The following is an 11,344-nucleotide window of genomic DNA, read 5'->3' as shown; positions in this document are numbered from 1 at the left end:
GGCGGCGGCGGGCGCGCCCCGCCCCCCCCCCCGCCGGCCCCCCCCCCCCGGGCGCGCCCCCCCGCCCCCCCCCCCCGGGGGGGGCCCCCCCCCCCCCCCGCCGGCCCCCGGGCCCCGGACGCCGGGCTGTGGTGCGGCGTCGATGCTACGCACTCTCCCGCCCAGGGCCTTCGAGCGGACCGTGACCGATCCGGTCGCGGTCCGCTCGAACCCGCACGACGCGCTGGTAGTCCGCCGACCCCAGCCCGTGCGCTGTCGCCCCCCTCACCAGGCGACCGGCAGGACGAGCGGGCGGGTGAACAGGTTGTCCTCGTCCCAGGGGAGTTCGTCCGCGTCGATCGCGAGGATGAGCCTCGGGAACCGGGTGAAGAGTGCTTCGAAAGCGATCCGCAGGTGCGCCCGGGCCAGTGAGGCGCCCAGGCAGAAGTGCGGGCCGGCGCCGAAGGTCCTCGATCCGTCCGTACGGCGGTGGATGTTGAACCGGTGGGGGTGCTTGTAGTGATCCGGGTCCCAGGTCGCCGCGATCATCGGCGTGACGACCGACTCCCCCGCGCGGATCGGCACGCCGCGGATCTCGGTGTCCTCCAACGCGACTCGCGGGTTGGACAGGTAGCCGTTGTGGTGGAACCGCAGGACCTCCTCCACGACGGCGGGCCACAGCCGCGGGTCTTCGAGGACGCACTGCAGCTCCTCGGGGTGCCTGAGCAGGGTGACGATGCCCGTGGACGCCGAGGAGACGAGCGGTTCGATCCCGGTGACGAGCAGGTAGCTGACGGTGCCGTGCAGCTCGTCGGAGGTGATCTCGTCGGCCTGACGGGCCGCGATCAGGGCGCCGATCGGTTCGGTCGGGTCGGGAGCGGACCACTTGTCCGCGACGATCTCGGCGGCCAGTGCGCCGATCTGCTCGGTGGCGGCCGAGACGTCCGTCCGGTCGGCGTTCTGGCTGGTCTGCTCACGGAAGCAGCCGTGCAGCGCCTGGCGCCGGTCCGCCGGGATGCGGAGCAGCCCGCAGCTGACCCGCAGGGCGAGGGGCGCCGTGTAGGCGCTGACCAGATCCGCGGGGTTGCTTCCCGCGGCCATCGCCGTCAGCAGGTCCTCGGCGTGCGCCGCGATGGCGGTGGAGTACCGTTCGGCGGCTCGCCGGTTGAACAGCGGGTTGAGGATCTGCCGCACCCGGGTGTGCCGGGGCGGGTCCAGGTTGAAGATGCCCCCGGGCACGGAGTTGAAGTCCTCGCCGATCAGTCGCGGCGCGCCCGGGTAGACCAGGTCCCTGGAGAAGCGCGGGTCGGTCAGGACTCCGGTGATGTCGTCGTGGCGGGTCAGCAGCCAGGTGGTCTGCCCACTGGGCATGCGCAGCGGGCAGACCGGGCGCTCCCGCCGCAACGTGGCGTACAGCGGCGGCGGGGTCCCGTGCTCCCCCGCGGGCAGCGGCCACTGGAGGATGTCGGTGTCCGACAGGGTCACGACTGGGCTCCTCTGGTACCGGCGTTCGGCGGCGCGGCCTGCTCGACGGCCGGTGCCACGGCCGGCTCGACGGCCAGTGCGATGGTGGCGAAGCCGTGGCCCGGCGCCGGCGCCAGGGCCGGGACCTCGCCGTTCCACAGGGCGAGCTGCAAGGGCCAGGGACGGTTGTAGAGGAGGAGGGCGGTCCGGGTCCCCGTGATGCCGGGCAGGTCCAGGACGAGCGGGAGTTCGGCGAGGACGTAGCCGAGGTTGAGTTCGATCTGCGCCGGGGTCGGCTCGCCGCCGAGGACCGTCATGAGGTAGCCGCGGGATGCTTCCCGGCACAGTTCCCGTAACCGGCCGTCCGAGCGGAAGGCGTCGTCGACCTGGGCGCGCAGCTCGCGGTAGCGCTTCCGGTTGACGAGCCGGGTCCAGCTGTTGACCCGGTCGTGCGGGTTCGGGCCGGAGGCGTGGAGGGCGCGCCGTGCCGCCGCGCGCATCCTGCGCACGGCCCGGGTCGCGCTCTGTGCGGCCTCCCGGGGTGCCCGCCCGCAGGCGATGAGGCCGAAGGCCGTCTCGTAGCCGGGCAGGACGGCTTCGACGTGCCGAAACCTTCCGGCAGCCCAGGCCAGCAGGGTCTCGACGGTCGCGGGCCGGTAGAACCCGTTGAACGGGCTCAGTCCGAACACCGCGGCCTCACCGGTGTCGAGGATCTCCCGCGACTGCTCGTTGAGCGGGTGGACCGTGACGGCTTCCGCCGGGACCGCGATCACAGGCTCCGCCGCCAGTACGCGCCGCAGACGTCGATCCGTCGGATCGGGTCGTCGATCCGCTGCTCCTCACGGAAGTCGTGGACAGCGGCCCGGCACGCCGGGATGACGTAGTCGTCGATGATCACGAACCCTCCGGTGGACAGCCTGGGGTACAGGTGGGTCAGGGCGTCCCAGGTGGATTCGTAGAGGTCGCCGTCGAGCCGGAGCAGCGCCAGCTTCTCGACCGGCGCCTGGGGCAGGCTGTCCCGGAACCGGCCCGGGAGGAAGGCGACGTGGTCGTCCAGCAGCCCGTAGCGGCGGAAGTTCTCCGCCACCTCCTCCTGGGGCACGCCGAGGACCCCGTTGGCCTCGTGCAGGGCCAGTTCGCGGTCCAGGGGGTGCCCGTCCGCGCCCACCTCGGGGATGCCGGTGAAGGAGTCGGCCACCCACACGCGGCGGTCGGTGATGCCGTGCGCCTTCAGGAAGGCACGCATGAAGATGCAGGCCCCGCCGCGCCAGACGCCGGTCTCGATGAGATCGCCGTCGACGCCGTCCGCGACGACCCGCTCCAGGCAGTCGTGCAGGTTGTCCAGCCGCTCCCTTCCGATCATCGTGTGCGCGGCAGCGGGCCAGTCCAACCCTCCGTGCCGCTCCTCGGCCTGGTAGCCGGTCGGTCCGTCCGGAGTGAGCCCACCGTCCTGGTAGATGACATTGGTCAGGACCTTCTTCATGAGGTCCAGGTAGAGGTGCCCGTCACTGTCGCAGTCATCCACTGGCTGTCTCCCTGGCAGGTCGGTTTTGGTCCGGATCGGTCCGGATCGGTCCGGAGGGCTTGGCGGACGTCACGCTGGTGGTGCGGACCACCCGCGGTCGATGAAGTCGGGAGCGCCCTCCTCGGAGTTGACGCCCTTCTCGACGAAGGCGAGGTTGTGGTAGACCGTCAGAGCCACGGCATGCCGGTCGGCGTAGGACGGTCCGGGCGCTGCCGCCGGTGGCACCCACTCCCGGTGGTGCAGGCCGTCGACGAGCTGCTTGAGCAGGCCGACCGAGGTTCCGGGCCCGGCGACGGGGCCGGCGGTGCCGCCGTAGCCGGGCCAGTAGGCGGTCTGGAGATCCTCGACGACGTACAGCCCGCCGGGCCGCACGTGCGGGAACAGGGCGGTGAAGGAGGCTCGCACATGGGCGTTGAGGTGGCTGCCGTCGTCGATGACGATGTCGAACGGCCCGAACCGACGGCCGAGGTCGTCCAGGAGTCCGGGGTCGCCCTGGTCCCCGACGGCGGTGGCGATGCGGGGGCCCCGAACACCGGGTTTGGGGACGATGTCGAGCCCGAGGACCAGTCCCGCCGGGAAGTAGCGCTGCCACATGCGCAGTGACGCGCCGCCCTGGTCGGGTGCGTCGTAGCCGCCGATCCCGATCTCCAGCACTCGGACCGGCGCGTTCCGGAAGCGGGCGAAGTGCCGCTCGTAGTGCTGGGTGTACCAGTGGAGGTCGGCCCACTTGTCCGAGCCGAACCGGGTCGAGAGCCCGCCGAGGTCGACCGGGTGCCGTTGGCAGGCGGCCACGACCGCCTGGACCGCGACCGCCAGCCGCTGGCGTTCGCGGACGATCGCGGTGAGCCCACCGGGGGCCGGGCCGAGCGCGTTCAGCTCGGCGCAGGTGGTGACCCGCCGACTGGTCCGGCGATCGGTGCCGGGGCCGTAGAGGCCGCGCAGGAGGTCGACGGCGTCATGGGTGATCCGCACCGGCGCCGCCTGCCAGCCGTCCCGCTTCGAGGTCAGCCCGTCGCGGTCGACGGTGAGAAGACGACAGGCCCGTTCACCGTCCGACGTGAGCTCGAAGGCGAGGTGCGCGGCGCCGTCCACCGGCACCGGATCGCACCGCACGGCCAGTTCCTCGACGACGACCTCCGCGACCCGGTCGAGCCCGAGGTCGGCGACGGCCCGCGCCAGCCGGTGCTCGTCGGCCGCCGCGCGCAGCAGCGGTTCGATCGCGGGCCAGCCGGGGCCGGCCGCCGCGCCCGTGGGGGCGTCGCCGGCCGGTGCCGCGGTCGGGGCGCCGGCCGGTCCAGGGCCGGTGCGGGTCATGACGCGGCCTCGACCAGCTGCCGGACGACCTGCTCGGGGCCGGGCATCGCCTTGATCTCCTCCCGGACCTGCCGGCAGGCCTCTCGGATCCGCCGGTCGGTCAGTGCGCGGTGGATGCCGTCGGCGAGTGCCGCGGGGTCGATGTCCCGGTCGGGGAACGCCACCCCCACCCCCCGCTCCACCACCGCTTGTGCGTTCACCGGCTGATCCGCCACCTGGGGCAGGACCAGCTGTGGCACCCCGTTGGCGAGTGCGGTGAAGGTGGTGCCCGACCCGCCGTGGTGGACGACGGCGGCGCAGCTCGGCAGCAGAGCGCTGAGCGGCGCCCAGTCGACGGCACGGAGGTTCGGCGGGAGCGGCCCCAGGCCGGACAGATCCGCCCCGCCCGTGGTGAGGACGACCTCGGCGTCCTCGGCAGCCAGCGCGTCGACCACGTCCCGCAGGACCGGGGTTCCACCGACCGCGGGAAGCACCGATCCCCAGGTGACGCAGATGCGTGGGCGCCGCGGCGCAGTGCTCACCCAGTCGGGCAGCACGGCACCGCCGTTGTACGGCACGTACCGCATCGGCCATCCGGCCTTGGCGTCCGGAGGGCGCAGGCTCTCCGGGCACAGGTCGACCGTCGCCACCGGACCGGTGAGCGCACCGGTGATCCCGTGGCGTGCCCGCACGTCCTCCAGTGCGCTCAGCACCGCGGCGAAGGACGGGTAGGGCAGCCCGATCCCGTGCATCACGCAGGGGATTCCGGTGGCCTCGGCGGCGAGCTGACCGCCGGCCAGGAAGGTCGTGAAGACCAGGAGGTCCGCGCGCCACCGGCGGATCAGGTCCACGGTGCCGTCCACCATCCGGCCTCCCACCCCGAGGACCAGGGCGGCGACGTCCTCGCGCGCGGGGTCCGGCCGATCGGCGGCCGTCGGGCCCGGCCGGCCCGCCGCACCGGTGAACCGGCGCCAGGCGTCGGACAGGTCGTACCGGTCCGGCCGGTTCTTCGTGACCCGGACACCGAGCCGGTGGTAGGCGTCGGCGGCGTCGCCGTCGGATACGTCCACGGCGGCCAGGCCCGAACGCGCGGCCATGTCCAGGCTCGGTCCGGTCGCGGCCACGAGTACCTCGTGGCCGGCCGACTGCGCCGCCCACATGGTGGGCACCGCGGGCATGAGGTGGCCGACCCCGGGTGCCACCACGAACAAGATGCGCACGAAGTGCTCCTAACCGGCTGGAGGCATCGAGGACCGCCGAATTCGGCGTGATTCGTTGGGATTGTCCAGCTCGGCCACACCGTATTCAAGTACGCCGGGCCGGGACCGTCACCCCGGGACCGATCGCACCGGATTGCCTGGCACGCGCATTCCGGGGGAGCTTGACCGGAAGCAAGGGACACGAGAACGTGTCACGCGACGGTCATTCCAACAGAGTTCGGACAAAGGGATTTCATGTGATGAGCACATTCTCGGATCCCATGGCGGACAGGAAAGTCGATTCGGCCACACCCATCGAATGCCTCAGGCTGGCCGGAGACGACACCCGCTCCCTGCACTCCGTCGTCCACTCCTTCGAACTGGCCGATCTCACGGCCGTGTTGGTCGACGAGATCCTGTTCCGCTGCGATCCACCGGGCAACGCCGATCCGGTCACCGTCGTCCTGGACGTCACGCGCGGCGAGGAGCGGGTCAGCACCTCCTTTCTCGTCCAAGCCGGTCGACCGGTCGGCCTGAACGGTGCGGACGGCCCGGCCGCACTCTTCCGCATCGAATACGATGTGCTCGACCTGGTACGGGAGTTGTTCGGGCCGTCCGCACCCGGCGGGCCGGCGAACCGACGGACCGAGCTGCGGTTCGTCCCGGAGTCCATGACAGTGGAGGGTGTTCGCCCGCTCGGCTCGATCATGGCGGCGGCCAGTACCATCCTCACCGGCTGCTCCTCCGACCACCCCGGACTCGCCCGGCTGGCCCTGCGCCACGACTCGGACAAGTGGGGCGGCCTGCACTGGTTCGCCGCGCTGTACGAACGCCACCTGCGTCAGCTGCGCGACCAACCCGTCCGGGTGCTCGAAATCGGAATCGGCGGATACGACCACCCCACCCTGGGTGGCGGGTCATTGAAGATGTGGAAACACTACTTCCCGCGCGGTCTGGTATTCGGCGTCGACCTGTACGACAAGAGCGGCCTCGATCAACAGCGCCTGCACACACTGAAGGCGGACCAGAGCGACCCCGCCCAAATGATCGAAATCGCCGAACGGCACGGTCCGTTCGATATCGTCATCGACGACGGAAGTCATATCAACGAACACGTCAGGACAACATTCCGGGCACTATTCCCCCACGTCCGCGCCGGAGGCCTCTACGTCATCGAGGACCTGTGGACCTCCTACGCCCCGGGCTTCGGCGGAAACGAGGACCCGGAGGCGTGCGACAGCACCACGCTCGGCCTCGTCAAACGGCTCGTCGACGACCTGCACTACGAGGAGCAGCCGTTGAAGACCACCGGCGGAGTCGGTCCGTCCCTGGCCGGAATGCACCTCTACCGCAACATCGCGTTCCTGGAGAAAGGCCGCAACGCCGAAGGGGGGATCCCGGGCTGGATCCGCCACTGAGTCCGCAACACCGCTCGTTCCACAGGCAGAGTCCAGCGAAAAGCCAGGCGGACCCCAGCACGGCGCGGGCCTCGTCGAGGGTGCGACAGTGCGTCCGACCGGGGTCGGCGATCATCACCTCGCAGTCCCGACCGGCGGTCAGGAATCGAACCGCCCGGGGCGGTCGGCGACCGACCGTCCCGGGCGCCGGACCGCGCCCGGCGGCCCCGTCAGGACCACCCCCACTGCGGCTTGGCGCCGTAGGGGCCGTTCTCGAGGCCGATGTCCCCGTACTGGTACTTGTTGTTGGGGAGGGCGAAGACGTACTCGTGCGGGTCGGCCGCTGCGCCCTCCAGCTTGTCCGGGGCGCTGTGGTAGCCGAGCGCGTAGAGCTTCTTGGACGGATCCCAGCTGTTGTAGCAGGCGATGGCCTTGAGCTTGGTCTTCATGTGGGCGTCGGGGATGTTCAACACGTAGGCGGCGCCCCTGCTGCGGTCGGGGAGCTCGTGGTCGTAGGCGTAGACGAAGTTGAAGCGCACATCGGTGAGCTTGCCCTCCCTCGCCAGCTGCACGGCCGCGTCGGTGATCGCCTTGTGGGTCGCGCTGACCTCCAGCCAGCCCGCGGTGAACTTGTGCGAGGCGCCCGGGTACTGATCCGCGATGGACGCGATCTTCGACTTGACCGTGCTGGTGAACTTCTTGAAGGCGTCGTCCCCGCCCCACGCGGAGTCGGGGAGCTTGAGGTTGATCACCTTGTCGACGCCGAGGCGGGCCGCCGAGGCCATGAACTCGGCGGTCCGGGCGGGCACGATGACGCTGTCACTGGCGCTCGCAGGTATGGTCGGCCAGTTCAGCCCGTGGTGGCCGCGGGCCACGCACGGATGCCGGCGGTCCTCTGTGGTCATCGGACAGGGATCGGTGTTCATCCGCCTCGCCAGCCCGTCGTTCTCACCCCGTGTCACCAGCACCAGGTACACGGGCCGTCCGGCCGCCTTGTGCTCCAGGATCGACCCGGCCAGACCCAGCGCCTCGTCGTCCTGGTGCGGCGAGTAGAAGATCGCCGGGGCTGACGCGGCCGACGCCCTGCCCCCCGACAGACCGGTACCCAGGAGCGTGGCCCCGGCCAGCGCCCCCGCCGTCAGCACCCGCCGCCGGGACAGACCCGCCCCTCCGTTGTCCACCATTGCCGCCTCCTGCCGACCCCACCGGGCCGGCCCGTACCCCGGCCCGCCGTCGCCGGTGGCAGCGGAGGAGTCGAAGCGGTGGAGGAAGTGACGATCGGCCATGGGCAGGCTCCTTGGACAGCGGCCCCACGGGGCGGCACGGGAAACGGGAGTCGACGGTGACGGCGGACGAACCACCAGGTCACGCCCCCGACGCTACAGAGCGCCCCCGTCACCCGGCGTCACCCACCGGAACGGGGACCGTACTCCCGCTCCCACCCTCGCCCGGCACCGTGCTCCCGGGACCCACCCCGCCCATCGGCGGGGGTGGCGGCGCACCTTACCGGCTCCACGGCCGGCGGATCCGCCCCGCCGGCCGCCTCGCCCTGCCCTGCCCGGTCGTGCGGGAGCACGGGACGTCGGACCAGTCGACTTCCCGTGCTCCCGGTGCGGCAGGGAGCCCGCTACCTCGCGCCGGCGCACAGCGCGGGGCTCGTCCTCATGGGGTCGGTGCCGGCCGGAGCACGAAGCCGCAGTTCAAACCATTCGAGGATCAGGCCCGGGTGCGATTGCATCGGCTGTGCTGAGGACGTTTTCACGACGGCGAGGATCGTTCGCCCCACGAGGGCCTACCCCGCACGCGTTCCGCGCTGCCGAGCCGTGGACGGCGGCTCAGCGGTGCTCGGGGGTCCCAGTCTCCCTCCGCACTCGGACCGGGCACCCAACCTCGTGTACCGGTCACATTGCGGCGGTGGCACTTACCGGCGTGATTCGGCAGGATCCCCTTCATGAGGTCTCAGGACACAGGGTTGTCACCCGCGTGGGTTGCGCGGAAGGTCGTGGCGTACGACGAACTCCAGGCCGTGGCGGGCTCGCTGTGGTGGTTGCAGTCCGACCCCGATCACGGCGGCGTCCGGCGCGTGATGTGTTCGGAGGGCTCCGGCAACGCCTTCGCGGTGACGCCATCCGACTTCTCCGTCGGGGGTGAGCTCCACGCCTACGGCGGCGGTAGCTTCGCCGTGACGGAGGGCGCGGTGTGGTTCGTCGGGGACGGCGGCTCCGTCTTCCGCCAACCGCTCGGCCGCGCGCCGGACAGGATCGTGTCCATCCATGGCTCCGAGCACTATGGCGACCTCACTCCGGGTCCGGACGGCAGCGTCTTCGCGGTCCGTGGTGACGGCGCTGCGGACGAGATCGTCGCGGTGACTCCGGCCGGAGACGTTCAGATCCTGGTTCGCTCCTCCGAGTTCCTCTCCTGCCCCCGGCTCGCCGGGGACGCCCTGGCGTACCTGGAGTGGGGCCGGGACCAGATGCCTTGGGACAGCTGCCACCTCCTGCTGGCCGACATCCGTTCCGGCCGCTCCGGAGCGGGCCGGGTCGTCGCAGGCGGCTCCTCGGAGTCCGTGGTCCAACCGTCCTGGGGGCCGGACGGACTGCTGTACTTCATGTCCGACCGAACGGGTTGGTGGAACCTCTACCGGCTTCGCGACGACACGGTGACGCCGGTCCTGCCCATCGATGCGGACTGCGCGCCGGCGCCCTGGGAAGCGGGCTACCAGTCGTACGGATTCGCCCCCGACGGCACCGTCGTGCTGACCGTCCTGAACGGGTTCTCCACCGAACTCATCGCCGTCGATCCCACCGGCGGTCGGCGCCGGCTCGGCCCGAACCTCACCTCGGTGAAGCCGTACATCGCGGTCGACGAAGGCCAGCTCGCCGTGATCGGCTCCTCCCCCTCGTCCGCCCCAAGCTTGTGGTCACTCGACCTCACAGCACAAGCCGACACCCTGGCCACTCCGGTGGGCACCCGGTCAGGGGCCGTTCCGCCTTGGACGCCTGTCCCGCCGTCGGTCGACACCGCACGGGGTACGGACGGTCGCGTCTCCTTCCTGCTGCACCGGCCGGCGGGAACAACGGCGCCCGTGTCACTTCTGGTGCGGGCGCACCCCGGTCCGACGGACGATGTGCCCCTGCGGCTGGACTGGACGACTCAGTTCTTCGTCAGCCACGGCTTCGCCGTCGCCGAGGTCCTCTACCGGGGCAGCACCGGCCTGGGTCGCGCGTACCGGCAGGTGCTGCACGGCCATTGGGGCGAGTACGAGGTCGAGGACTGCGCCGCCGTGGCCGAGCACCTGCGCTCGACCGGCGCGGCACTGCCCGGGGCGATGTTCATCAGCGGCGCGAGCGCCGGCGGGTACACGGCGCTCCAGGCGGCGAGTCGTCCGGGGCCGTTCACCGGTGCGACGGCCACCTCGGCGATCATCGACCCCGCACGGTGGGAGCTGTCCGTCCCGGAGTTCCAACGCCCCCACGCGGCCGCCCTCCGCGGGCCTGCCGGAGCGGTGACGCCGAAACGGATCCGTTGTCCCGTACTCGTGATTCACGGCACCGCCGACACCATCACGTCCGCCGAGGAGGCCATGCGGTTCGCCCAGGACCTGGCCGCCCTCGGCGGTGCGCACGACAGCCTGCTGCTGGAGGACGGCGACCACTACCTGTCGGCGCCCGCCGCCCGGGAACAGGCCCTCCGCGCCGAACTCGACTTCTACCGCCGCCTCATGACCCGCCCAAGAGCTTGACGGCCATGCCGTCGGCCTCGGGCAGCACGGCCCGGGCGAACTCGCGCAGCTCCCGGGCCGGGGCGCAGTCGGCATGGACCCGCAGCTCGGCCAGGACGCCGGCCACCCGCTCGACGCACCGGCCTGACCCCGTCCTGGCCGCGTAGGCGACGGCGTCCCGACCAGCCGCGCACGCCCGGTCGAGGTCTCGAGTGCGCAGCCAGGTGGCGGCGAGCAGGACGGTGTCGATCGCCCGCCGACGGACCCTGTCCTCCCCCACTCCGCTGAGCGCCTCGGCGAGTTGGCTCCTCGCGGCCGGGGCGAGTTCCTCGACCACGACGCCGGCAGGCTCGACACCAGCTTCGCCCAGGAGGGCCGGTACGGCGACTTCGTCCTGCTGACCGGCATCGAGGCCTGGAGCGTCTGCGAGCACCACCTGCTCCCCTTCCGCCTCGACGTCTCCATCGCCTACGTGCCGGACACCGCCGTCCTCGGCCTGTCCAAGCTGGTACGGCACCTGGAGGCCCGCACCCACGCCCTCCAGCTCCAGGAACGCATCACGCACAACGTCGCCCACGACCTCGCCAAGGCCGCCGCCACCGACGACGTCGCCGTCTTCACCACCGGCGAGCACCTGTGCATGAGCATGCGCGGCGTCAAGGCCACTGCGGTACGCACCACCACCATGTGCCGCCTCAGCCGCACCGAGAGCGACCCCTCCCTCGCCGCCCGCATCGAACGCCTCGCACTGCCCGTCCGCCTGTAG

The 11,344-nt window shown here is 71.7% G+C and carries 10 protein-coding genes; 3 read left to right on the top strand and 7 right to left on the bottom strand.

What is annotated here, in order from left to right:
- Positions 1-264: 264 nt before the first annotated feature.
- The 5 genes from ACFY4B_RS22775 to ACFY4B_RS22755 all read right to left on the bottom strand — a co-directional run bounded on the left by ACFY4B_RS22775 (position 265) and on the right by ACFY4B_RS22755 (position 5,481).
- Positions 265-1,464 (bottom strand): cytochrome P450, encoded by a 1,200-nt coding sequence (locus ACFY4B_RS22775; protein WP_049655872.1) that lies wholly within the window; start codon positions 1,462-1,464, stop codon positions 265-267.
- On the bottom strand, positions 1,461-2,216 hold the full coding sequence (locus ACFY4B_RS22770; protein ID WP_387970337.1) for a tRNA-dependent cyclodipeptide synthase: 756 nt from the start codon (positions 2,214-2,216) through the stop codon (positions 1,461-1,463). The genes ACFY4B_RS22775 and ACFY4B_RS22770 overlap by 4 nt, the downstream gene beginning before the upstream one ends.
- On the bottom strand, positions 2,213-2,968 hold the full coding sequence (locus tag ACFY4B_RS22765; RefSeq protein WP_234348545.1) for a TylF/MycF family methyltransferase: 756 nt from the start codon (positions 2,966-2,968) through the stop codon (positions 2,213-2,215). Before ACFY4B_RS22765 ends, ACFY4B_RS22770 begins: the two co-directional genes overlap by 4 nt.
- A 69-nt stretch (positions 2,969-3,037) precedes the next feature.
- Complete coding sequence (locus tag ACFY4B_RS22760; RefSeq protein WP_387970334.1) at positions 3,038-4,282, bottom strand: hypothetical protein; 1,245 nt, start codon at positions 4,280-4,282, stop codon at positions 3,038-3,040.
- A complete protein-coding gene (locus tag ACFY4B_RS22755) occupies positions 4,279-5,481 on the bottom strand; it encodes a nucleotide disphospho-sugar-binding domain-containing protein (RefSeq protein ID WP_049651018.1) in 1,203 nt (400 codons plus the stop codon). The genes ACFY4B_RS22760 and ACFY4B_RS22755 overlap by 4 nt, the downstream gene beginning before the upstream one ends.
- Positions 5,482-5,720: 239 nt before the next feature.
- Between ACFY4B_RS22755 and ACFY4B_RS22750 the strand changes: the two genes are divergently transcribed.
- Complete coding sequence (locus tag ACFY4B_RS22750; protein ID WP_387970331.1) at positions 5,721-6,878, top strand: hypothetical protein; 1,158 nt, start codon at positions 5,721-5,723, stop codon at positions 6,876-6,878.
- A 209-nt stretch (positions 6,879-7,087) separates the two neighbouring features.
- Here the strand turns inward: ACFY4B_RS22750 and ACFY4B_RS22745 are convergent, their stop codons facing one another.
- Entirely contained in the window at positions 7,088-8,143 is a 1,056-nt protein-coding gene (locus ACFY4B_RS22745; protein ID WP_387970328.1) for a PIG-L deacetylase family protein, read from the bottom strand.
- 716 nt (positions 8,144-8,859) lie between these two features.
- Between ACFY4B_RS22745 and ACFY4B_RS22740 the strand changes: the two genes are divergently transcribed.
- Positions 8,860-10,599, top strand: coding sequence for a prolyl oligopeptidase family serine peptidase (locus ACFY4B_RS22740; RefSeq protein ID WP_387970325.1), 1,740 nt, complete (start codon positions 8,860-8,862; stop codon positions 10,597-10,599).
- On the opposite strand, the gene ACFY4B_RS22735 is transcribed toward ACFY4B_RS22740, so the two are convergent.
- Positions 10,577-10,915: a hypothetical protein gene (locus tag ACFY4B_RS22735; RefSeq protein WP_387970323.1), complete on the bottom strand. Its 339-nt coding sequence runs from the start codon at positions 10,913-10,915 to the stop codon at positions 10,577-10,579. The genes ACFY4B_RS22740 and ACFY4B_RS22735 overlap by 23 nt on opposite strands.
- Here ACFY4B_RS22735 and ACFY4B_RS22730 point away from each other — a divergent pair.
- Entirely contained in the window at positions 10,880-11,344 is a 465-nt protein-coding gene (locus ACFY4B_RS22730) for a GTP cyclohydrolase I (protein ID WP_387970320.1), read from the top strand. The genes ACFY4B_RS22735 and ACFY4B_RS22730 overlap by 36 nt on opposite strands.

Source organism: Kitasatospora sp. NPDC001261, from assembly GCF_042896795.1.
In the GTDB taxonomy this organism is placed as follows: Bacteria; Actinomycetota; Actinomycetes; order Streptomycetales; family Streptomycetaceae; genus Kitasatospora.
The sequence above is the reverse complement of the archived record's forward strand: the minus strand, read 5'-3'. Positions and strand labels throughout refer to the sequence as shown.

Coding starts and splice junctions, on each gene's coding strand:
- ACFY4B_RS22760 (WP_387970334.1), bottom strand. CDS start 4,282: ATGACCCGCACCGGCCCTGGACCGGCCGGCGCCCCGACCGCGGCACCG.
- ACFY4B_RS22750 (WP_387970331.1), top strand. CDS start 5,721: ATGAGCACATTCTCGGATCCCATGGCGGACAGGAAAGTCGATTCGGCC.
- ACFY4B_RS22745 (WP_387970328.1), bottom strand. CDS start 8,143: ATGGCCGATCGTCACTTCCTCCACCGCTTCGACTCCTCCGCTGCCACC.